The organism is Thalassovita sp., assembly GCF_965218685.1.
Taxonomy (GTDB): Bacteria; Pseudomonadota; Alphaproteobacteria; order Rhodobacterales; family Rhodobacteraceae; genus Thalassobius.
This window is the reverse complement of the sequence record NZ_OZ244657.1, coordinates 2,018,666-2,040,744: the sequence shown is the minus strand read 5'-3', so window position 1 is coordinate 2,040,744 and position 22,079 is coordinate 2,018,666. Positions and strand designations below refer to the sequence as shown.

The following is a 22,079-nucleotide window of genomic DNA, read 5'->3' as shown; positions in this document are numbered from 1 at the left end:
GGAATTCTGCAGGTCCGTCTATATGCCCTACCGTGTCCAGCCGCTGGAGAAGCTGTCACGCCCCGACGCAACCATGATTTCAGCCAAGGCGGGCCGGGTAACCATGACACGGTTTTCCTATGGCACTGGCATTCACCTCGACCGTTTTGATCCACAAGCGGGCAATATTCTCGTCCTCAATACGCTCAGGGGCGCGCTGCGCCACCAGAGCCAGGGCGGGGCAGCCCAAACTGGGGTCGGCGAGAGTTTTGTCGTCGACTGTTCGCGTACAGAGTATTGGCTCGACGGGGATCCCGACCACATGCAATTCAACCTGACCATACCGCACAAAGTGATGGAGGAGACCGCTGAAAGATGGTTTGGCTTTGTCCCGGACGATGAGCTTTGGACCAGTCGGATCAAATTTGGCGGCCCGGAATCCGCCTGGCTTTATCTGCTTGAATTCGCAGCCCGAAGCGCAAGTGGACCCGAACCTCTGTCCCCGGATGGCGTTCTGGGTCGCCATTTGGAGGAAACCATCTGCCTGGAGCTGCTGCGCCAATGGGCCAAAGGGGCGGGTGTGCCCCTGGAAAATGGGGCGCGGGCAGCGGCCCCCTGGTATGTGCGTCAGGCCGAGGAGATACTCGAAGCCGAAGCGCGCGAGGCCCCTCAGATCGGGGATGTTGCGTCGCGGGTCGGGGTTTCAGCGCGCACGCTTTCTGGTGGGTTCCAGCGGTTTCGCGGCCTGTCCCCCAGGGCCTTCCTTGCCGCGCGCAGGCTTGACGGGCTTCGCGCAGATCTGGAAACGGCACATGCGGATCGCAACATTGCCGACATCGCGGCGGACTGGGGTTTTGTGAACCTCGGGGCCCTGGCTGGTCGCTATGCCAAACGATTTGGCGAATTGCCCTCGCAAACCAGATCACGCGCCAAGGGCGTGCTTGTGCAGAACTGATTTTCCTTCCGATTTGGAACGCTGCGTGCCGGTCACGGACAGACCCGGCGCGCCATGTCGCCTAGGTTCAGCCCACAGTCTATCTAGGGAGGAAACTATGTCAGACTTGAAATCAAATTGCGATGCCGTACTCAAGGGCGTGGTCGAAAGCGACCAAAGGGTTCCGGGGGTCGTGGCGATGGTCACAGACCGGGAGGGTGACATCTATTCCGGTGCTGCGGGCGAGATGCGGATCGGTGGCGCGCCCATGGCTGAGGATACGGTGCTTGCTATCTTTTCAACCACCAAAGCCATCGCCGGCACAACGGCCCTGCAATGTGTCGAAGAAGGGTTGCTGGATCTTGATGCCCCGGCAAAAGACTATGCCCCGGCCATTGGCGAACTGCAGGTTATCGACGGATTTGACGATGCAGGCCAGCCAAGACTTCGTGCCCCAAAAAGCGATGTCACAACACGGCAATTGATGCTGCACACGGGGGGATTTGGCTATGATTTCTTCAACGAGACCTACAGCCGGTTGGCAGCCGAGCATGGCCAGCCGTCAGTTGTGAGCGGTTCACTCGCCGCAATCAAAACCCCACTTTTGTTTGATCCGGGCGAAAAGTGGGAATACGGCACCAATATCGACTGGGTCGGTCAGGTGGTCGAAGGTATTCGCGGCAAGCGTCTGGGCGACGTCATGCGCGAAAGGGTGTTCGACCCGCTGGGTATGAACGACATTGCCTTTACCCGTTCCGACGCGATGAAGGCCCGCACCGCGACAATCCACGCCCGTGGCGAGGACGGGTCGCTCGCGCCGATGGATGATTTTGCCCTTCCAGACGATCCAGAGGTGCATATGGGTGGCCATGGGCTCTATGGGACTGTTCCGGAGTACATGAAGTTTATCCGCATGTGGCTGAACGACGGATCAGGACCGAACGGGCGCGTACTGAAACCGGAAACTGTCGATTGGGCTGTAAAGGGCGCGCTGGTACCCCCGCAAAAAGTGACCATGCTGCCGGGTGTGATCCCATCGCTGTCGAACGACGCCGAGTTCTTCCCAGGACTTGCCAAGGATTGGTCTTATACCTTTATGGTCAATTCCGAAGACGCCCCCACGGGACGCCCCGCCGGAGCAATCGGCTGGGCCGGTCTGGCGAATTGCTACTACTGGATCGATCGCGCTAATGGCTTTGGCGGCTATTGGGGGACTCAAATCCTGCCCTTTGGAGATGCGGTCTCATTCGGCGGCTATATGGCTTTTGAAACCGCAGTGTACAACGCCCTGACCGCCAACAAAGCGGCGTAGCGTCAGGACTTTCCTGCGCGGGGTGCGCAACCCAGCACCCCGCAAACCATTGAAACGCGGTCCAGACCGCTTGGAGCTGTCGCGGTTTGATGCTGCTCCTTTGATAGCATTTATTGCAGCAAAGGAGGCGAGCAATGAGAACGAAACGAACGGACAAATTCCGTGTTGATACGATGCGGATCGCGCTGACAAGTAGGCTAAGCAGGCAGGTTGCGTCAGATTTTGGTATTGGCCTAACGACGCTGAACAAATGGGGGACGGCGCACCGTGACACTGATGTGGTGTCGGACAAGAAGTTGGACCTTGCCCGAGAAAACGAGCGGCGAACGAGCCCAACCGGAAAGGGGCGGGTGATCGGTTGGGCCGTGAGCAGCCGGACGAAACGTAACCTTGCGATCCGGGCATTGAAGATGGCTGTTGCGCTACGATAACCACCCAACGGCTGCATCCATCATACAGTTCGCGGCAGCCAATTTTGCTCTCACAATTATCAGAAGCTCCTGTGTCAGCGTGGCTTCCAGGCGTCCATGAGCGGCAAGGGCAACTGCTATGACAACGCCGCCGTCGAAACGTTCCTTAGGGTCAGGGGGCATTGATTTTCGCAGCACTGCGTGTTTCACGGCGCCAAAAACGGAACGATGAAATGAACGATCTTTATTGGCTGACAGACGAGCAGATGGCCAAGCTCTCCCCTTTTTCCCGAAGTCGTACGGCAGACCACGGGTCGATGACAGAGGGGTGCTGAGCGGGATTATCTTCATCAATCGCAATGGGTTGCGTTGGCGAGATGCGCTCAAGGAATACGAACCTCACAAAACGCTTTACAGCCGGAGGAAGCGTTGGAGCGAGAAAGGCATCTTCGCGCGGATGATGGCTGGTCTGGCCGCCGAGCACGGTGAAAGGAAAACGGTCATGATCGACGCCACATATCTAAAGGCACACCGCACCGCGACCAGTATGGCCGCGAAAAAAGGGGCCGTGGACGTCTGATCGGTCGGACCAAGGGCGGCAAATCTCCACCAATAGAAAGAGGCTGCGCACAACAGAGCCAAGATCCCATAAGAAAACCTGTGTTTGAACGCTGAAAGCACGACATAGAGCCAAGCTCCGATCGATGGGGCCAACAGCAGGTTGAGCCCCCAATTTACTGGAAAAAAGCTGACGCTGGATAGCTATTGAAGTCGCGCGTTACCCGCAAGTAATCGCCTTTTGGGAGGACCCAACAAATTATAGCGCGGCGGCTTGCGGCCCTTGGACTAAGCCGCTCCGCGGCATTGGCGCCTTTGGTTGGTGTGGTGACCTGACCAAATCAGTGCGCATTTTGCGATTTTGATGACCTGCCGGACGATTGGGGCCTTCTCAATCATTAGACAGGAGGTTTCCATGACAGAGGAGAGAGTAAGCCCGCTGCGTCAGCGGATGGTCGAAGACATGCGTATCCGTGGCATGGGCGACAAAGCTCAGAAAGCCCACATCCGAGCGATCAAAGACTTCACCGCATTCCTTGGCCATTCGCCTGATACCGCAACGCCGGAGGAACTGCGCGCCTATCAGCTTCATATGACCAACGCAGGGGTCACGCCGTCAACTTTCAATGCGCGGATCGTGGCGCTCAGGTTCTTCTTCGGCATGACCTGCGGGCGGGAGGAGATGAAGCGCTATATGCAATTCCGCACCGAACCGCGGAAGTTGCCGATCGTTCTCAGCGTCGAGGAGGTGTCCGACATCCTGATGGCGGCACCCGGGCCAGGGCTGAAGTATCGGGCGGCGCTCAGCATTTCTTACGGTGCCGGCCTCAGGGCAGCGGAAGTCTGTAATCTCAAGATCGGTGATATCGACAGCGACCGGATGCTGATCCATGTCGAGCAGGGCAAGGGGCGTAAGGATCGCAAGGTCATGCTGTCCCCGGGCTTGCTGAATCTGTTGCGTGATTGGTGGCGCGAGGCCCGCCCGGAAGGCTGGCTGTTCCCGGGCAAGCCAAAGATCAACCCGATTTCGCCGAGGCAGTTGAACCGTGCTTTCACCTCAGCCAAGCACATGGCTGGCATCAGCAAACCGGCAACACTGCACACGCTGAGGCACAGTTTCGCGACACATCTGTTGGAGGCCAACACGGATGTGCGGGTGATCCAGGTGCTGCTCGGTCACGCCAAGCTCACCACGACGGCGCAATATACCCACGTCGCCACCAAAACGATCCGCGACACGGTCAGCCCCTACGAGATGCTGGCCAAGCTGCAGGACCAGACTGTGAAGCGAAGTCTGGAGTGATTGGCTGTCGGGGTGCCCCGGCCAAAGCTAGAGATCGCTGACATCTTCCGTGCCCATGGTCCTGCGTGGCGGCAGGCCAATGCCGGGCATGTCAGCCTCTCGCAACTCAAGGTGATGTCAGCGATAGAAGCCTGCCGGACCGACGCGCTCGGCGGGCATGTGGCCGGTTGCACCAAGTGCGGCCACCATCACATCGCCTACAACAGTTGCAAGAACCGCCATTGCCCGAAGTGTCAGGGGCCGACGGCGCGAGACTGGATTGAGGCCCGCGCCGAGGACCTGCTTCCCGTGGAATATTTCCACGTCGTGTTCACGCTGCCCGCCGAGATCGCGCAAATCGCCTATTGGAACAAGAGGGCGGTCTACGCGCTGCTGTTCAAAGCGTCGGCGGAAACGGTCATGACCACTGCCGCCGACCCCAAACGCATGGGTGCGAAGGTGGGGCTGACCAGCGTCTTGCACACCTGGGGCTCTGCCATGACACACCATCCGCATATCCATATGATCGTGCCCGGCGGCGGTCTGTCGAGGGACGGCACCAGGTGGGTCGCCAGCAAGCCCGGGTTCTTCTTGCATGTGCGCGTGCTGTCCCGCCTGTTCCGCCGCCTCTTTCTGGACGGCCTGATGGCGCTGCACCAAGCCGGAGACCTGGCTTTCTATGGCGACCTGGAGCGGTTGGTCCGGCCGGATGCCTTTACCGCCTGGCTCACCCCATTCCGTAAATCCGAATGGGTGGTCTATTCCAAACCGCCCTTTGGCGGCCCAGAGGCCGTGCTTGCCTATCTGAGCCGCTATACCCACAGGGTAGCGATCTCGAACCATCGCTTGGTCAGCGCGGATGCCCACACTGTAGCTTTCCGTTGGAAGGATTATCGCATCAAAAATGGCGATCGCCAGAAGATCATGCGCCTTGCCACACCCGAGTTCATCCGCCGCTTCCTGATCCATGTCCTGCCCGATGGGTTCCATCGCATCCGCCATTACGGCCTGCTGGCCAGCGGTGTCCGCAAAGCGAACCTCACCAAAATCCGCGCGCTGCTCTGCGTCCAGCCAGTGGAACAGGCGGATAACCACGATCTTGAGCCAGAGGTTGCCCCTCTTACGCTGCGTGAACCCTGCCCATGCTGCGGCGGACCCATGCGTATCATCGAGATCTTCCGTCGTGGGCAAAAACCGATGTCGCGCGCGCCACCAAGGGAGCAGGCCGCATGACCGAACGCCTCGCAAAGATCATAAACCCATGCTGGCAGCTCCATGCAGGCCCGGCCCAAGCCACCTGCGCCGATCAGGTACCAGCGCGGTTCCAGACCGCACATGCACACAGTCCGACGGTTAGCGCTTGGCGGCTGGACTGGGAAGCCCGCGTGTCCACCGCCGTGAAAAACGTGAAACGGCCCGCTGAAATCGCCGTCGCATCAACCGCCGGCGCTCTTTCCCCATAGTCTCACCAAGACCCTCGCGGCTTCGTCCTTGGGAGGTTTTCCAACGCGGGTCGTCCGCCCGCCAAGGCGCCAACCTTACGCCGCGACCCGCATCAGAAAACCTTCACCATTCCGGACATTGAACCGGTCAAGCCGTTGCCGCAGTGCGGCCCGTAAGAAGCGACATTCGCCGCAGATGCAAAATCCGTGTGGCGGTGAACTAATACAATGCGGGCTTTGCGGTCGTTCGTTATTGAGATTGCAATGTCTGCTTTTCAATCGACCAAGTTGAAGCGCCTGTGCATAGTGCGGTCTAAAGGCTTCAACCCGAGTTACCTTTTGCTACCACAGAAACCCGTTTGCAGTTTCACTGATCCACACTATCGAGTGATCCGTATTGGATTGCCGATTCGAACTAGCAATCTCTGATTCTCGTGAGGTATCGACTTGGAAAACGCGTTCACTCTGGGCTGGGAAGAATGGCTAACCTTGCCAGGACTTGGTTTGCCTGCTGTCTGTGCGAAAGTTGACACTGGCGCCAGAACTTCCGCACTACACGCAGCTGCTATTGAACCTTTTGGCACACAGTCAAATCCCCAAGTACGCTTCTTGATCCAACCGGATCCCGACGACGAAAGCCTTGAAATCACGTGTTCAGCGAAGGTGGTCGACCGCAGGCAGGTCACGAGTTCGAATGGTGAGGTCGAGCTGCGATATGTTATTGAAACGCCAGTCTCAATAGGCGGCAGGGAATGGCCGATCCAGATCACCCTCACAAACCGTGAAACGATGACATATCGCATGCTTTTGGGACGTTCCGCCATTCAGGATGATATGATTGTTGACCCCAATTCTTCATTCGCTCAGCCCAAGCTATCATTTGCCTCGTATAAGGGGCTTCCGCGCAAGCGCCCTGTCAAGCGCCCATTGCGCATCGCATTGCTCACACGCGAGGCCGACAATTACTCTAGCAAGCGTCTCATAGAAGCTGCGCATGCCAAAGGTCATGTCGTTGAGGTCATCAATACAACGAGATGCTATATGAAGATTGGTGGGATTGTCCCAGAAGTTCATCTTGATGGCGCTGCCCTCCCACATTTTGACGCAGTTATTCCCCGCATCGGTGCCTCTGTAACCAACTATGGGATGGCCGTTCTTCGGCAGTTTGCAGCGACCGGTGCTTACTGTCTGAATACTGCGTCGGCAATCGGTGCATCGCGCGATAAATTGCTTGCACATCAAATTCTTGCCCGTGCCAATATTCCGATGCCGGTGACCACATTCGCGAACTCTCCGAAAGACACAAAGAGTCTCATCGCGCTCGCTGGAAAAACGCCCATCGTTGTAAAACTTCTCTCATCGACTCAGGGAAAAGGGGTCGTACTGGCCGAAACCCCAAAGGCAGCCGAGAGTCTTGTTGATGCATTTCGAGGGCTTGATGCTAACTTTTTGGTTCAGCAATTCGTCCAAGAAGCCGCTGGCTCAGATCTGCGTTGCTTTGTTGTTGGAAACAAGGTCGTCGGCGCCATGAAACGCACGGGCTCCGATGGCGATTTCCGCTCAAACCTGCATCAAGGCGGCACGGCACAATCCGTTCGAATAACCAAAGAAGAGCGAGAGACCGCGAAACGCGCTGCAAAAGAACTTGGACTTGCTGTTGCAGGTGTAGACATGCTGCAGTCTTCGTCGGGTCCGAAAGTGCTTGAGGTCAACTCCTCACCTGGTCTCGAAGGTATCGAACGAGCAACGGGTAAAGACTTGGCAGCGGTAATCATAGAGCATCTTGAACACCATGTAAAACCTCTGGCGCGCTATCGGAACAATAAGATATCGTCATCCCACCTCTAAAGTCGGGTGAATTCAGATCAATCTTGTCGATCCCTGCGGACCGGAACCTGCCGTTCGAACCTTGCGCAGCATCAGGTAAAGTGGGCTCTTCGCGGTCATCGGAGCTAACGCAGCATGTGATTTGTGGGAGATCTGGAGCGCCGAAGTGGACGGCCCAAGGACTAAGCCGCTCCGCGGCATTGGCGCCTTTGGTTGGTGTGGTGACCTGACCAAATCAGTGCGCATTTTGCGATTTTGATGACCTGCCGGACGATTGGGGCCTTCTCAATCATTAGACAGGAGGTTTCCATGACAGAGGAGAGAGTAAGCCCGCTGCGTCAGCGGATGGTCGAAGACATGCGTATCCGTGGCATGGGCGACAAAGCTCAGAAAGCCCACATCCGAGCGATCAAAGACTTCACCGCATTCCTTGGCCATTCGCCTGATACCGCAACGCCGGAGGAACTGCGCGCCTATCAGCTTCATATGACCAACGCAGGGGTCACGCCGTCAACTTTCAATGCGCGGATCGTGGCGCTCAGGTTCTTCTTCGGCATGACCTGCGGGCGGGAGGAGATGAAGCGCTATATGCAATTCCGCACCGAACCGCGGAAGTTGCCGATCGTTCTCAGCGTCGAGGAGGTGTCCGACATCCTGATGGCGGCACCCGGGCCAGGGCTGAAGTATCGGGCGGCGCTCAGCATTTCTTACGGTGCCGGCCTCAGGGCAGCGGAAGTCTGTAATCTCAAGATCGGTGATATCGACAGCGACCGGATGCTGATCCATGTCGAGCAGGGCAAGGGGCGTAAGGATCGCAAGGTCATGCTGTCCCCGGGCTTGCTGAATCTGTTGCGTGATTGGTGGCGCGAGGCCCGCCCGGAAGGCTGGCTGTTCCCGGGCAAGCCAAAGATCAACCCGATTTCGCCGAGGCAGTTGAACCGTGCTTTCACCTCAGCCAAGCACATGGCTGGCATCAGCAAACCGGCAACACTGCACACGCTGAGGCACAGTTTCGCGACACATCTGTTGGAGGCCAACACGGATGTGCGGGTGATCCAGGTGCTGCTCGGTCACGCCAAGCTCACCACGACGGCGCAATATACCCACGTCGCCACCAAAACGATCCGCGACACGGTCAGCCCCTACGAGATGCTGGCCAAGCTGCAGGACCAGACTGTGAAGCGAAGTCTGGAGTGATTGGCTGTCGGGGTGCCCCGGCCAAAGCTAGAGATCGCTGACATCTTCCGTGCCCATGGTCCTGCGTGGCGGCAGGCCAATGCCGGGCATGTCAGCCTCTCGCAACTCAAGGTGATGTCAGCGATAGAAGCCTGCCGGACCGACGCGCTCGGCGGGCATGTGGCCGGTTGCACCAAGTGCGGCCACCATCACATCGCCTACAACAGTTGCAAGAACCGCCATTGCCCGAAGTGTCAGGGGCCGACGGCGCGAGACTGGATTGAGGCCCGCGCCGAGGACCTGCTTCCCGTGGAATATTTCCACGTCGTGTTCACGCTGCCCGCCGAGATCGCGCAAATCGCCTATTGGAACAAGAGGGCGGTCTACGCGCTGCTGTTCAAAGCGTCGGCGGAAACGGTCATGACCACTGCCGCCGACCCCAAACGCATGGGTGCGAAGGTGGGGCTGACCAGCGTCTTGCACACCTGGGGCTCTGCCATGACACACCATCCGCATATCCATATGATCGTGCCCGGCGGCGGTCTGTCGAGGGACGGCACCAGGTGGGTCGCCAGCAAGCCCGGGTTCTTCTTGCATGTGCGCGTGCTGTCCCGCCTGTTCCGCCGCCTCTTTCTGGACGGCCTGATGGCGCTGCACCAAGCCGGAGACCTGGCTTTCTATGGCGACCTGGAGCGGTTGGTCCGGCCGGATGCCTTTACCGCCTGGCTCACCCCATTCCGTAAATCCGAATGGGTGGTCTATTCCAAACCGCCCTTTGGCGGCCCAGAGGCCGTGCTTGCCTATCTGAGCCGCTATACCCACAGGGTAGCGATCTCGAACCATCGCTTGGTCAGCGCGGATGCCCACACTGTAGCTTTCCGTTGGAAGGATTATCGCATCAAAAATGGCGATCGCCAGAAGATCATGCGCCTTGCCACACCCGAGTTCATCCGCCGCTTCCTGATCCATGTCCTGCCCGATGGGTTCCATCGCATCCGCCATTACGGCCTGCTGGCCAGCGGTGTCCGCAAAGCGAACCTCACCAAAATCCGCGCGCTGCTCTGCGTCCAGCCAGTGGAACAGGCGGATAACCACGATCTTGAGCCAGAGGTTGCCCCTCTTACGCTGCGTGAACCCTGCCCATGCTGCGGCGGACCCATGCGTATCATCGAGATCTTCCGTCGTGGGCAAAAACCGATGTCGCGCGCGCCACCAAGGGAGCAGGCCGCATGACCGAACGCCTCGCAAAGATCATAAACCCATGCTGGCAGCTCCATGCAGGCCCGGCCCAAGCCACCTGCGCCGATCAGGTACCAGCGCGGTTCCAGACCGCACATGCACACAGTCCGACGGTTAGCGCTTGGCGGCTGGACTGGGAAGCCCGCGTGTCCACCGCCGTGAAAAACGTGAAACGGCCCGCTGAAATCGCCGTCGCATCAACCGCCGGCGCTCTTTCCCCATAGTCTCACCAAGACCCTCGCGGCTTCGTCCTTGGGAGGTTTTCCAACGCGGGTCGTCCGCCCGCCAAGGCGCCAACCTTACGCCGCGACCCGCATCAGAAAACCTTCACCAAAGCGTCAAACGCTGCGAAAGCTCCGAATGTCTGCTTGCGTCGGACCCCCGTGCCAAATCACTTCAGAAATGGTCTGGGACATGGCCTGATGCTCCTTGTCACAGCTCATGCGCATAGCGCTTCTGCTTGGTCAGGAGCTTCGCGAGTTCTGTCGCGCGGGCCGTTTTGCGATGCGATAGTCCGGTTCTGCGCGCCCCTGCATCTGCCCCGATCAGAGACAGCACCACGATATCATCTCGCGTCTCGCCATGTGATACGGGCACCAACGCGACGCCCAGGCCTGCCGCTATCAAATCGAGCAATTGCTGGTCATTTGTTGCATGTGCAACCGAGGCGACCATAGATGGCACAAGCTCCATCCGATCTGCATTTGGGCAATATGAGCGGTGGATGAGCGGTTGTGTGCGCAGGTCTTCGATCCTGACCTCCTCGGATGCCGCTAGCGGATGGTGCCGAGCGACAGCCACTTTGAAGACTTCTTCAGCCAGAAGGATGAAAGAATGTGTTTCAGGTATGCATGCGTCTGAAACATAGGCGAGTGTCTGACGTCAGCGCTTATGGGGCCAAATAGGGCAATTTGATAAGAGAGTGTTTCTGGCTCATCGTCACCACTGAGGAGTTGAAGATGAGAAAGACAACCAAGAGCCCGGGCGAGAAGATCGTCAAAGACATCAAACGCGCCACGCGTAAACAGTATTCCTCCGAGGAGAAGATCAGGATCGTCTTGGACGGTCTGCGTGGCGAGGACAGCATTGCAGAGCTGTGCCGCCGTGAGGGGATTTCCCAAGGGGTTTACTACAAATGGTCTAAGGACTTCATGGAGGCAGGAAAGAAGCGGCTGGCGGGCGATACAGCGCGAGCAGCGACGAGTGACGAAGTCAAAGATCTGCGCCGTGAGGCCCGTGACCTGAAGGAGGTCGTGGCTGAGCAAACGCTGGAATTGCGCCTTCTCAAAAAAAGCATGACAGGCGATGGGGGCGACCACGAATGAGGTATCCCGCATCTGAGAAACTGGAGATCATCAGGCTGGTCGAAGAAAGCCACCTGTCAGCACGTCAGACACTGGCCAAGCTCGGCATTCCGCGCACAACGTTCTACCGCTGGTACGACCGATACCTGCAACGCGGCGAAGCCGGTCTTGCGGACCAATCTCCCAAGCCAAAGCATGTCTGGAACCGCATCCCGGACGAAGTGCGGCACAAGGTCGTCAAGCTGGCGCTGAAGGAAACAGAGCTCTCGCCGCGAGAGCTGGCGGTGACGTTCACGGATACAGAAAGCTACTTTGTATCAGAGGCTTCGGTTTATCGCGTACTGAAGGCGCATGATCTGATCACCAGCCCGGCCTTCATCGTGCTCAAGGCTACAAGCGAGTTCAAAGACAAAACCACCGCCATCAACCAACTTTGGCAGACGGACTTCACTTACCTGAAAGTTCTGGGCTGGGGCTGGTTCTATCTCAGCACGATCCTGGACGACTACAGCCGTTACATCATCTCGTGGAAGCTTTGCACCAATATGAGGACGGAAGATGTGACGGACACGCTGGACCTGGCGTTACAGGCTTCGGGTTGCGATCAGGTCCACGTCGTTCACAAGCCACGACTGCTGAGTGACAACGGCTCCAGCTACGTCTCTGGCGATTTGGCCGAATGGCTGCAGGACAAGGGAATGAAGCATTCTCGCGGTGCGCCGTATCACCCCCAAACCCAAGGCAAGATTGAGCGCTGGCATCAAACCCTGAAGAACCGCATCCTGCTGGAAAATTACTTCTTGCCCGGCGATCTCGAAACCCAGATCGGTGCCTTCGTCGATCACTACAACCATCAGCGCTACCATGAGAGCCTGAACAACGTCACGCCGTCCGACGTCTACTTCGGGCGCTCACAAGCCATTCTAAACCAAAGAGAAAGGATCAAACGAAACACGCTCGAAGCGCGACGCTTGCATCACAGAAAACACGCCGCATAATCAAACCAACCAGATGAGCCAAACTCTCACTCAGTTTAGGCCCGCTTTGGCTCCAAAAACCCTGACGACGTACACGAGTGCCCAAGATGTTCCATGACTATGCGGAAAGTGCATCTCACACGGATTCGATGTTCCACCGTAACGAAGTCATTTTCGAATAGGTTCAAACCGGTCGAAACGCTGGCGTCGATGTTACCGGCATCTGTACCCGCACGATGAAGGCCGGTGAAGCAGCCCGGATACCTGTCGCCTTTGTATCGGTCGGCTTCTTGGGAATCCTGAACGTCGCCGGTGAAATCGAGGCCGCCTATGGCGGAAGGTCCTACACGACCTGTAGGCAGCAGAACGTGTATGTCTGAATCTGACAAAGGATTTGGACCAGCTTGCACTCCCGGAGAATGACTGGTTGCCAGTCCTTGGTGTTTTTTCTGTATACGCAAGGTGTCGAAAGCTGCCGTTGAGGCCATTGCAGCAAAAGCTAACTTCGTCCTGCTCCCCTTCCGTTCGATGATGAATGGTGGCTGCACAGGCGGCGAAGGTCTGCTCCTTACCCTAGTGTGCAGCATGCGGCCGCCGCTTGGCTGCCAGATGCGGTGACTTTGCAAAGGGCGTTTTCTGCGCACGGCGGTCGTTCGTCAACGGCGCACCTAAGGTCGGCTGACCGCCGATTCGCCCGAAAATCCCTTTCGACGGTGTGTTGAGAAATCCCGACTTATCATCAAAGCACGCAAAGGCCGAGGGACCGCAACAAGAAGCGCATGAATCACTCAAAGGTGGACAGAAGGGTGGATGGGAATCCAGCAATCAAGCATAAGCAACTGATATTTCAGCGCTATTTCTGAAAATTGGTGCGGCCGAGAAGACTCGAACTTCCACTCCGGTTAAGGAACAGCGACCTCAACGCTGCGCGTCTACCAATTCCGCCACGGCCGCACGTGATCTGATCGTGGTGGGCCGTATAGACGAGCCTTGGCCCGATGTGAAGGGGGAAAACGCGCCTTGAACGCAGAACCGGGGCCAGTGTATGCCGGCCCCGGTTTTTGGCTTATTTGATCACGAAGCTTGGCAAGGCAGCAGCCGGGCTGGGCTTGGGCATGCTGGTGCCGTTCAAGGCGTCCGAAGCCGCCTTGATCATCTCGACCCGCTCGGGCTGACCTGGGGCGAAGGCAGGTTCGGCGCCGCTCTGCAGCGCCTGGATCGCCATGTCATACCAAGCTGCCGCCTGAGCCGCCGATTGCGGGGCGCCAAAGCCCTGCGACAGATGGTGGCCGACCAGCTCGGCATAGGGGGTCTGGCCCACCGCCACCATCAGCAGCGCCGCGCCCAGCGCCACATCCAGGTTGTCGCGGCGATAGCCTGAGTAGAGGCAGATCTTGGCGGTACCGCCCAGTTGCTCCATCGACATGTTCGAGTTGAGCACGAATTTCTGCACGTCCGAACGGACCGCTGCAGCATCCTTGGCACCCAGGCTGTCCACATAGGGCTGAAGCGCGGGACCAAAGGCATCACACTGGGCGTCGATCTGCGCCTGGCTAGCGCCCTGAACCTTGGCCACCAACGACTCGCCGGTGCTGATCGCGTAGGTGCGGGTCAGGCAGAACTGCTCGCTCAGCGCCAGATCGGGGTCGGTCATGCTGGACACGGTCATGAAGCCGCCATTCGAGTTGGTCAGCAGGCTGACTTTGCTGCAATGGCTGGCCAATGAGGCTTGCTGAGGCTCGTTTCCGGCCATGTTGAAGGGTTGGATACCACCAAGCCCCCCGCTCTGTCCGGCTGGCGCCTGCCCCGAAGTCATCACCGTGGTCGGAGCGCTGGGTTGCGGCGCCGGTGCGGGCGTTGGCGCGGGGGCCGCCGCCTGCGTCGGCGCGTTTTCGTTCAGCGAACAGTTGGTCAACTGACAGGTAAAGCTGGCCGGGGTGACCCCTCGGGCCTGAAAATCAATCCGCCGATACCCCTGCGGCGCCGATGCGAACACCATCACTGTACAATGCGAAGCTCCGCACCAGAACGAGCTACCGGACACCGAGGTATCCAGAATATAGTCGTTCTTGCCATCGTTGTTCAGATCAGCCAGCTGCATGAAACCAGACCGCTGCATCAGTTGCTCGGCGCTGGGTTCGGTGCTGGATGCGATCTCGTCAATGGCTTGGCTGACCTCGATCGGGACACCGCCATAGCCGCTGGAATATCCTGCGGTCCGGGTGCCCTGTGCCTCGTCACGCCAGGTGATCAGCAAACCGCGAATGCCCTGCGGGCCCTGCATCGCTTTGATGACCTGCGGGCCACCCAGTTGGGCGCGGTGATGGGACGAAACAAGGAAATCACGTTCGTACTGCGAAAGCCGCCCGGTCGCCGGATAGCCCATGAACACCTGATACTGCGAAACAGCCGCACGCGAGCGCGACCCCATAACCCCGTCAGGCGTCCCCGCGGGGAAAGCGAAGTAATTCAGCGCCGCCTGAGTTTCACGGTTTTGCTGCCGCGTCACCGACGAGGTCCCCGAGTATGTGCGTTTTTTGGATTTTGCCGCCTCGTTCACCAGCGCACCGCCAATGATGCCCCCGACAATTGCGGCACCAAGATTATCTGCGAAAACTGGGCTGGACATGGATGTCGCAACCAGCGACGCGGCTAGCGTCGTCTTTAGCGTCTTGGAAAACATTCCTCCCGCTCCTTATAACTATGAAACAATGGAATCAGGGTAACCCAGCACCTGCGGTCCGGGCGACTCAAAAAACGCGAAAACTGCCAAAGGTTGACGCAAACGGAGAAAAATCCCCAATGATCGAGTGGATCACGACAGAGGGCCTGACCGATTATGACACGGCGGTCGCCTTCATGGAGGCCCGAGTCGCCGCGATTCATGCCGGTGACGCGCCCGAGTGCATCTGGCTGGTCGAGCATCCGCCGCTATACACGGCAGGCACGTCGGCTAAGATCGAGGACCTAACCGATCCGGACCGTTTCCCCGTCTATGAAAGCAAACGCGGCGGGCAATATACCTATCACGGGCCGGGGCAGCGCGTGGCCTATGTAATGCTGGACCTGAACAAGCGCGGACGCGACATCCGCAAGTTTGTCCAAATGCTCGAAGAATGGGTGATCGCCACGCTGGACCAGTTCAACGTGCGCGGGGAAATCCGCGAGGGCCGCGTGGGCGTCTGGGTACAGCGACAGGACAAGCCGCTTGCTGCGACTGGTCAGATGCAAGAGGACAAGATCGCCGCCATCGGCATCCGCCTGCGCAAATGGGTCAGCTTTCACGGGATCTCGATCAATGTCGAACCGGACCTGGAGCATTTCAGCGGCATCGTGCCCTGCGGCATCACCGAACATGGCGTCACCAGCCTTGTTGACCTGGGTCTGCCCGTCAGCATGACCGATCTGGACGTGGTGCTGCGCGCCTCGTTCGATGCGGTGTTTGGCGAAGAATAAAAAACGCCGCCCGGATCAGGGGCGGCGTTTTCGTCACTTCAACGGCATTCAGGCGCCGATCATCAGGTCCAGGTTCTGCACTGCGGCCCCCGAGGCACCCTTGCCCAGGTTATCCAGCACAGCGATCAGCACCACGCGGCCTGTTTCGGCGTCTCCGCGCACCGAGATTTCAAGACGATTGGTATCGTTCAGCGCGGTGGGGTCGATACGGCTGTCCTGATCCTCGATCGGGGTGACGCTGATGTTGCCGCCGGCGCTGTAATGCGCGGCCAGCGCGTCGTGGATCGACTCCATCGTTGCGCCCGTTCCCAATGCTTTCAGATGCAGCGGGATCTGCACGGCCATGCCTTGGGCAAAGTTCCCAACTGCTGGCACAAAGATCGGCGTGCCTGTCAGCCCGGCATATTCCACGATCTCGGGCAGGTGCTTGTGCTTTTGCCCCGTAGCATAGACGAAATGCGCTGGCGCGGTGCCCTCATCATACTCGGCGATCAGCGCCTTGCCGCCACCGGTATAGCCCGACACGGCATTGATGGTGATGGGGGCATCAGCCGGCACCAGACCGGCAGAAACCAGCGGCGCCAACAGGGCAATCGCTCCGGTCGAATAGCAGCCGGGGTTGGCAACGTAACGCGCGGTCTTGATCCGGTCGGCCTGGGCAGCCGACAGCTCGGGCAGACCAAAGGCCCAGTCGGGGTTCACCCGGTGCGCAGTGCTGGCATCGATGATCCGAGTGTCCAGATCGGCCGACAGTGCCACGGCGGCCCGCGCCGCATCATCGGGCAGACACAGGATGGCCACATCGGCTGCGGCGAAGGCTTCTTTCCGGGCAGCATCGTCCTTGCGCAGGGCATGATCGATCTGCACCAGCTGGATATCCGCACGCGAGATCAGGCGGTCACGGATCTGCAATCCCGTGGTTCCGGCTTCGCCGTCAATGAATACCTTGGTCGTCATGGCGTCCTCCTGATCTGGGTGTTAGGTTGCCGCTGCCTACATCGGCAAAAGCCAAAGCAGAAGCCCCTTCGGCGCAAATTCGCCAAAAAACGCATCGCTGGGGGCGCATTTCGATCGAGTGCGACAATTCTGCCGGTCAAACCCCTGTTGTCTGTGCCGCATGGTGCAGTATCTAACACGCAACGCGCTACCTAAACTGGATAGAAGAGGCACGCATATGAAAAAACTTCTGATCGCATCCGCCGCCCTGATGGCTATGGCTGCTCCTGCAGTTGCAGGCGACGCTGAAGCCGGTGAAAAACTGTACAAAAAGTGCAAGTCCTGCCACATGATCGTGGCCGACGACGGCACCGAAATCCAAAAGGGCGGAAAAACCGGTCCAAACCTTTACGGCGTGATCGGTCGTCAGGCTGGCTCGGTCGAGAAGTTCAAGTATGGCAAGTCCTTGGCGGCTGCCGGCGAAGCTGGCCTGACCTGGGACGAAGCAAGCGTTGCAGCCTTCGTCGCTGATCCCAAAGCCTACCTGAAAGAGGTCACCGGTGATGGCGCAGCCAAATCGAAGATGTCGTTCAAGCTGAAGAAGGGTGGCGAGGACGTCGCGGCCTATCTGGCGTCGGTCGGCCCTGCTGTCGAGACCGAAGAAGCTGAAGAGGCTGCAGCGACCGAGTAATCGGCCCAGCCCCGGCCCTAGGGCCACATGGAATGCGAAAGGCGCGCGGCTTAGGCCCGCGCCTTTTTGTTTGGCGAATCAATGCGCCCGCGGGGATTCGCAAAGGATTCGCCAGCCCCCTGCGCAAACACCCTATTCCCGGCGAAATGCTCGCTCGAGGCGACCTTACCCGACCAAAGTCGGCAAAACCCTGAAAACCAGCCCCGTCATTCAAGAGGGTGCGACAAAATTATTTGATCTACATCAATATACGCGATTGCCGCCAAGGCACCGACATTCTAAAACCAGAATTGGACCACGGGCGCAGAACCTTCTCTGCGCCTTTACTCACACCAATAGGAGGCAGAGTATGGCAGACGCAGCCATCCATGGCCACGGACACGAAGACCAGCGCAGTTTCTTCACCCGCTGGTTCATGTCCACCAACCACAAGGATATTGGTATCCTTTACCTGATCACGTCCGCCATCGTGGGCCTGATCTCGGTATGTTTCACCGTTTACATGCGCCTGGAGCTGATGGAGCCCGGCGTTCAGTACATGTGCCTCGAAGGCTTCATGTCTGACCCCTGTACCCCGAACGGCCATCTTTGGAACGTGCTGATCACCTATCACGGCGTTCTGATGATGTTCTTCGTGGTGATCCCTGCCTTGTTTGGCGGGTTCGGCAACTACTTCATGCCGCTGCAGATCGGCGCGCCGGATATGGCGTTCCCGCGCATGAACAACCTGTCGTTCTGGCTGTATTTCTGCGGCACCGCACTGGGTGTTGCCTCGATGCTCAGCCCAGGCGGCAATGATCAGCTGGGTTCCGGCGTGGGCTGGGTTCTGTACCCGCCGCTGTCGACCTCCGAAGGCGGCATGTCCATGGACCTGGCGATCTTTGCGGTTCACGTTTCTGGCGCAAGCTCGATCCTGGGTGCGATCAACATGATCACCACCTTCCTGAACATGCGTGCCCCCGGCATGACCCTGTTCAAGGTTCCGCTGTTCGCATGGTCGATCTTTGTCACCTCGTGGCTGATCCTGCTGTCGCTGCCCGTTCTGGCCGGCGCCATCACCATGCTGCTGACCGACCGTAACTTCGGCACCACCTTCTTTGATCCGTCCGGTGGCGGCGACCCGATCCTGTACCAGCACATTCTGTGGTTCTTCGGTCACCCCGAGGTGTACATCGTTGTTCTGCCCGGCTTTGGCCTGGTCAGCCACGTGTTCGGCACCTTCGCGCGCAAGCCGGTCTTCGGCTACCTGCCGATGGTCTGGGCGCTGATCGCCATTGGTGCACTGGGCTTTGTCGTGTGGGCGCACCACATGTACACCGTCGGCATGTCGCTGACCCAGCAAAGCTACTTCATGCTGGCCACGATGGTCATCGCGGTGCCCACCGGTGTTAAGATCTTCTCGTGGATCGCAACCCTGTGGGGCGGCTCGATCGAGTTCAAAACCCCGATGCTGTTCGCCTTCGGCTTCCTGATCCTGTTCACCATCGGTGGTGTGACCGGTATCGTTCTGAGCCAGGCCGGTGTGGACCGCGCTTATCACGACACCTACTACGTCGTGGCGCACTTCCACTACACCATGTCCATGGGTGCAGCCTTCACCATCTTCGCTGGTATCTACTTCTACTTCAGCAAGATGACGGGTCGTCAGTACTCCGAGTTCTTCGGCAAGATTCACTTCTGGCTGTTCTTCATCGGTGTGAACCTGACCTTCTTCCCGCAGCACTTCCTGGGTCGTCAGGGCATGCCGCGCCGTTACATCGACTATCCTGAGGCATTCGCCTACTGGAACAAGATCTCGTCGATCGGCGCCATGATCTCGTTCGCTTCGTTCATCCTGTTCTTCGGCATCATTATCTACGCTCTGCTGAAGGGTAAGAAAGAAACCCGCGCGAACCCCTGGAACGAGTATGCGGATACTCTGGAATGGACCCTGCCCTCGCCGCCGCCCGAACATACGTTCGAAACGCTGCCCAAGCGCGAGGACTGGGACAAGGGCCACGCCCACTAAGGCGTCCCTGATCCAAGACATCGAAAGGCCCCGCAATTGCGGGGCCTTTTCTTTATGACAATCCCCCACTGCGGCGATCAGACCATCGACATTCGCGGCGTGGAATTTATACCAACATCTATGCCCTATCTTTGGACCGACGATTCCAACACCACCCAGATTCTTCGCCTGTGGCCGCACCGCTCGCTGCCGCGCAGAGGCTTTGCCGCGATGATCCTGATGGCTTTCACCTTGGGCACTATCCCTTTGTACGGTCTGCTGGGCACTGTGGTCTTGTGGGGAATATTGCCCTTCATCCTGGCCGTAGTCGGCGCCCTTTGGTGGGGGCTGGAAAAGTCTTATCGTGATGGCGACATCCTTGAGGTGCTCAGCCTGCGCCCGGACAATATGCTTGAGCTGCACCACCGCGCCGCCGACGGAACCGAGTATCTGTGGGAATGTAACGCCTATTGGGCCCGAACCGAAATGCATGTCAGCGGCGGTCCGGTGCCCTTTTATGTCACGCTTACCGGCAACGGCCGCGCCGCCGAGATTGGCCGCTTTCTGTCCGAGGACGAACGCAAAGCTCTGTTTGACGAATTGACGCGCAAACTGGACAAGTTGCGCAACCGCGCATGAAAAAGGGGGCCAGAAGCCCCCTTATTGTCGTTATCTGGTGCCCGGGATCAGCCGGACAGCTTGTCCTTGACCATCGGCCCAACGGCGCCAAAGTCCATCTGGCCGGTATACTTGGCCTTCAGCGCGCCCATCACCTTGCCCATGTCACGGATCGAGCTGGCGCCGATTTCGGCGATGGCTTCGTCCACGGCAGCGGCGGCCTCGGCCTCGGTCAGCTGACGCGGCAGGAATTCTTCGATCACAGAAATCTCGGACAACTCGCGTTCGGCCAGGTCCAGACGCCCACCCTCTTCATAGGTGCGGGCGCTTTCCTGGCGCTGTTTCACCATCTTGCCCAGAATCGCCAGAATCTCGGAATCGGCGACCCCTTCATCCTTGCCCTCGCCACGCAGGGCGATATCACGATCCTTGATCGCTGCGCTAATCAGGCGCAGGGTGGACAGACGCTCTGCTGCCTTTTCCTTCATGGCCTGTTTCAGGGCCGTGTTGATCTTTGCTCGCATATGCTTGGTTCCCATCCCCTAGGGTGTGCATCAGAGGCGGACCCTACCCAATCCGCCGCAAGTGATCAAGCGCACCTGCCGCCACGTGACCACCCTTGTTTTCAACACCGCAATACTGCCAAAGAAAGCACCTAATTGAGCGCGCTCTGCCCCTTGACCCCGCTGCCGCCGGACCATATTACCCAAGCAATTTGCCACCCCTCAGGAGACTCGCACCATGGCCCAGACGTCCTCTACTCGCCCGACCGCCTGCCTTGTTTTGGCTGACGGGTCTGTCTTCTATGGAATGGGCTTCGGCGCGACCGGGGTTGCCCAGGCCGAGCTTTGCTTCAACACCGCGATGACCGGCTATCAGGAAATCATGACCGACCCGTCCTATGCGGGCCAGATCGTGACCTTTACCTTCCCCCACATCGGCAACACCGGCATCACCCCCGAGGATGACGAAACCGCCGACCCCGTTGCCGCTGGCATGGTGGTGAAGTGGGACCCGACCGAGCCCAGCAACTGGCGCGCGACCGAGCGGCTGGCCGATTGGCTGGAACAGCGCGGCCGCATTGCCATCGGTGGTCTCGACACCCGCCGTCTGACCCGCGCCATCCGTCAGGCCGGTGCGCCTCATGTGGCGCTTGCCCATGACCCCGAGGGCAACTTCGACATCGAAGCTCTGGTCGCCCAAGCCCGCGCCTTCCCGGGTCTTGAAGGCATGGATCTGGCCAAAGAGGTCACCTGCGCCCAGTCCTATAAGTGGAACGAGATGCGTTGGGCCTGGCCCGATGGCTACCCGGTGCAGGACGCGCCCAAGCACAAGGTCGTCGCCGTCGATTTCGGTGCCAAGCGCAACATCCTGCGCTGCCTGGCCTCGGCTGGTTGCGACGTCACCGTGCTGCCCGCCACCGCCACCGCCGAAGAAGTGCTGGCCCACAATCCCGATGGCGTTTTCCTGTCGAACGGCCCTGGTGATCCCGCGGCCACCGGCGAATATGCCGTGCCGATGATCAAATCGGTGCTCGAGGCTGAGCTGCCCGTTTTCGGGATTTGCCTGGGTCACCAGATGCTGGCGCTGGCCCTTGGCGGCAAGACCATCAAGATGAACCACGGCCACCACGGTGCCAACCACCCGGTCAAGGAACACGGCACCGGCAAGGTCGAGATCACCTCGATGAACCATGGTTTCGCCGTGGATGCCCAAAGCCTGCCCAACGGTGTCAGCGAAACCCACGTTTCGTTGTTTGACGGCTCGAACTGCGGGATCGCGATGGATGATCGCCCCGTATTCAGCGTGCAGCACCACCCCGAGGCCAGCCCCGGCCCTCAGGACAGCTTCTACCTGTTCGAGCGCTTCGCCGAGAACATGGCTGCACGCAAAGCCTGATCAGGCAAACAGGCGTTAACCCAGCATTAACCGACCTTACGCAATGATCTTT

General features: G+C 58.9%; 17 protein-coding genes, 1 tRNA gene and 2 pseudogenes. 15 read left to right on the top strand and 5 right to left on the bottom strand.

Annotated features, from left to right (window positions below; genetic code table 11):
• Window positions 1-22: 22 nt before the first annotated feature.
• The 9 genes and pseudogenes from ACOQOQ_RS10215 to ACOQOQ_RS10175 all read left to right on the top strand — a co-directional run bounded on the left by ACOQOQ_RS10215 (window position 23) and on the right by ACOQOQ_RS10175 (window position 10,153).
• On the top strand, window positions 23-934 hold the full coding sequence (locus ACOQOQ_RS10215; RefSeq protein WP_420566886.1) for a helix-turn-helix domain-containing protein: 912 nt from the start codon (window positions 23-25) through the stop codon (window positions 932-934).
• 97 nt (window positions 935-1,031) lie between these two features.
• A complete protein-coding gene (locus ACOQOQ_RS10210) occupies window positions 1,032-2,225 on the top strand; it encodes a serine hydrolase domain-containing protein (RefSeq protein WP_420566885.1) in 1,194 nt (397 codons plus the stop codon).
• A gap of 134 nt (window positions 2,226-2,359) precedes the next feature.
• Window positions 2,360-2,806 (top strand): annotated as a pseudogene (locus ACOQOQ_RS10205) (DDE-type integrase/transposase/recombinase); the annotation flags it as partial.
• Between the two features lie 62 nt (window positions 2,807-2,868).
• Window positions 2,869-3,235 (top strand): annotated as a pseudogene (locus tag ACOQOQ_RS10200) (transposase); the annotation flags it as partial.
• A 373-nt stretch (window positions 3,236-3,608) separates the two neighbouring features.
• Entirely contained in the window at window positions 3,609-4,496 is an 888-nt protein-coding gene (locus ACOQOQ_RS10195; RefSeq protein WP_092465131.1) for a tyrosine-type recombinase/integrase, read from the top strand.
• A gap of 12 nt (window positions 4,497-4,508) precedes the next feature.
• A complete protein-coding gene (locus ACOQOQ_RS10190; RefSeq protein WP_420566739.1) occupies window positions 4,509-5,708 on the top strand; it encodes an IS91 family transposase in 1,200 nt (399 codons plus the stop codon).
• Window positions 5,709-6,364: 656 nt separating this feature from the next.
• The gene (gene rimK / locus ACOQOQ_RS10185; protein ID WP_420566884.1) at window positions 6,365-7,765 is read left to right on the top strand and encodes a 30S ribosomal protein S6--L-glutamate ligase; all 1,401 of its coding nucleotides are present in this window, start codon (window positions 6,365-6,367) and stop codon (window positions 7,763-7,765) included.
• Between the two features lie 288 nt (window positions 7,766-8,053).
• Complete coding sequence (locus ACOQOQ_RS10180; RefSeq protein WP_092465131.1) at window positions 8,054-8,941, top strand: tyrosine-type recombinase/integrase; 888 nt, start codon at window positions 8,054-8,056, stop codon at window positions 8,939-8,941.
• A 12-nt stretch (window positions 8,942-8,953) separates the two neighbouring features.
• Complete coding sequence (locus ACOQOQ_RS10175) at window positions 8,954-10,153, top strand: IS91 family transposase (protein ID WP_420566739.1); 1,200 nt, start codon at window positions 8,954-8,956, stop codon at window positions 10,151-10,153.
• Between the two features lie 438 nt (window positions 10,154-10,591).
• On the opposite strand, the gene ACOQOQ_RS10170 is transcribed toward ACOQOQ_RS10175, so the two are convergent.
• Entirely contained in the window at window positions 10,592-10,960 is a 369-nt protein-coding gene (locus ACOQOQ_RS10170) for a LysR substrate-binding domain-containing protein (protein WP_420566883.1), read from the bottom strand.
• A gap of 158 nt (window positions 10,961-11,118) precedes the next feature.
• Here ACOQOQ_RS10170 and ACOQOQ_RS10165 point away from each other — a divergent pair.
• Window positions 11,119-12,461 (top strand): IS3 family transposase gene (locus ACOQOQ_RS10165; RefSeq protein ID WP_420566748.1). Its coding sequence is split into 2 segments (ribosomal slippage): window positions 11,119-11,446 and window positions 11,446-12,461, totalling 1,344 coding nucleotides; the frame shifts between segments, so codons are not numbered across the junction.
• A gap of 846 nt (window positions 12,462-13,307) precedes the next feature.
• On the opposite strand, the gene ACOQOQ_RS10160 is transcribed toward ACOQOQ_RS10165, so the two are convergent.
• Both ACOQOQ_RS10160 and ACOQOQ_RS10155 read right to left on the bottom strand, forming a co-directional pair.
• A tRNA-Leu gene (locus tag ACOQOQ_RS10160) sits at window positions 13,308-13,394 on the bottom strand.
• A gap of 112 nt (window positions 13,395-13,506) precedes the next feature.
• Window positions 13,507-15,123: a peptidoglycan-binding domain-containing protein gene (locus ACOQOQ_RS10155; RefSeq protein ID WP_420566882.1), complete on the bottom strand. Its 1,617-nt coding sequence runs from the start codon at window positions 15,121-15,123 to the stop codon at window positions 13,507-13,509.
• Between the two features lie 119 nt (window positions 15,124-15,242).
• On the opposite strand from ACOQOQ_RS10155, the gene lipB reads away from it, so the two are divergent.
• Window positions 15,243-15,896, top strand: a complete 654-nt coding sequence (gene lipB, locus ACOQOQ_RS10150; RefSeq protein ID WP_420566881.1) for a lipoyl(octanoyl) transferase LipB — start codon at window positions 15,243-15,245, stop codon at window positions 15,894-15,896.
• A 48-nt stretch (window positions 15,897-15,944) separates the two neighbouring features.
• Here lipB and argC read toward each other — a convergent pair whose 3' ends face one another.
• Complete coding sequence (gene argC / locus ACOQOQ_RS10145; RefSeq protein WP_420566880.1) at window positions 15,945-16,853, bottom strand: N-acetyl-gamma-glutamyl-phosphate reductase; 909 nt, start codon at window positions 16,851-16,853, stop codon at window positions 15,945-15,947.
• Between the two features lie 217 nt (window positions 16,854-17,070).
• Here argC and ACOQOQ_RS10140 point away from each other — a divergent pair, with 217 nt between their 5' ends.
• The 3 genes from ACOQOQ_RS10140 (at window position 17,071) to ACOQOQ_RS10130 (ending at window position 20,149) form a co-directional block, all read left to right on the top strand.
• On the top strand, window positions 17,071-17,523 hold the full coding sequence (locus tag ACOQOQ_RS10140) for a c-type cytochrome (RefSeq protein WP_420566879.1): 453 nt from the start codon (window positions 17,071-17,073) through the stop codon (window positions 17,521-17,523).
• 349 nt (window positions 17,524-17,872) lie between these two features.
• On the top strand, window positions 17,873-19,531 hold the full coding sequence (gene ctaD, locus ACOQOQ_RS10135) for a cytochrome c oxidase subunit I (protein WP_420566878.1): 1,659 nt from the start codon (window positions 17,873-17,875) through the stop codon (window positions 19,529-19,531).
• Window positions 19,532-19,651: 120 nt separating this feature from the next.
• Window positions 19,652-20,149, top strand: a complete 498-nt coding sequence (locus tag ACOQOQ_RS10130) for a DUF2244 domain-containing protein (protein WP_420566877.1) — start codon at window positions 19,652-19,654, stop codon at window positions 20,147-20,149.
• Window positions 20,150-20,196: 47 nt separating this feature from the next.
• Here the strand turns inward: ACOQOQ_RS10130 and ACOQOQ_RS10125 are convergent, their stop codons facing one another.
• A complete protein-coding gene (locus ACOQOQ_RS10125) occupies window positions 20,197-20,652 on the bottom strand; it encodes a GatB/YqeY domain-containing protein (protein WP_420566876.1) in 456 nt (151 codons plus the stop codon).
• Window positions 20,653-20,869: 217 nt separating this feature from the next.
• On the opposite strand from ACOQOQ_RS10125, the gene carA reads away from it, so the two are divergent.
• Window positions 20,870-22,027: a glutamine-hydrolyzing carbamoyl-phosphate synthase small subunit gene (carA, locus tag ACOQOQ_RS10120; RefSeq protein ID WP_420566875.1), complete on the top strand. Its 1,158-nt coding sequence runs from the start codon at window positions 20,870-20,872 to the stop codon at window positions 22,025-22,027.
• Window positions 22,028-22,079 lie beyond the last annotated feature (52 nt).

Coding starts and splice junctions, on each gene's coding strand:
- ACOQOQ_RS10215 (WP_420566886.1), top strand. CDS start 23: ATGCCCTACCGTGTCCAGCCGCTGGAGAAGCTGTCACGCCCCGACGCA.
- ACOQOQ_RS10210 (WP_420566885.1), top strand. CDS start 1,032: ATGTCAGACTTGAAATCAAATTGCGATGCCGTACTCAAGGGCGTGGTC.
- ACOQOQ_RS10195 (WP_092465131.1), top strand. CDS start 3,609: ATGACAGAGGAGAGAGTAAGCCCGCTGCGTCAGCGGATGGTCGAAGAC.
- ACOQOQ_RS10180 (WP_092465131.1), top strand. CDS start 8,054: ATGACAGAGGAGAGAGTAAGCCCGCTGCGTCAGCGGATGGTCGAAGAC.
- ACOQOQ_RS10155 (WP_420566882.1), bottom strand. CDS start 15,123: ATGTTTTCCAAGACGCTAAAGACGACGCTAGCCGCGTCGCTGGTTGCG.
- lipB (WP_420566881.1), top strand. CDS start 15,243: ATGATCGAGTGGATCACGACAGAGGGCCTGACCGATTATGACACGGCG.
- argC (WP_420566880.1), bottom strand. CDS start 16,853: ATGACGACCAAGGTATTCATTGACGGCGAAGCCGGAACCACGGGATTG.
- ACOQOQ_RS10140 (WP_420566879.1), top strand. CDS start 17,071: ATGAAAAAACTTCTGATCGCATCCGCCGCCCTGATGGCTATGGCTGCT.
- ctaD (WP_420566878.1), top strand. CDS start 17,873: ATGGCAGACGCAGCCATCCATGGCCACGGACACGAAGACCAGCGCAGT.
- ACOQOQ_RS10130 (WP_420566877.1), top strand. CDS start 19,652: ATGCCCTATCTTTGGACCGACGATTCCAACACCACCCAGATTCTTCGC.
- ACOQOQ_RS10125 (WP_420566876.1), bottom strand. CDS start 20,652: ATGCGAGCAAAGATCAACACGGCCCTGAAACAGGCCATGAAGGAAAAG.
- carA (WP_420566875.1), top strand. CDS start 20,870: ATGGCCCAGACGTCCTCTACTCGCCCGACCGCCTGCCTTGTTTTGGCT.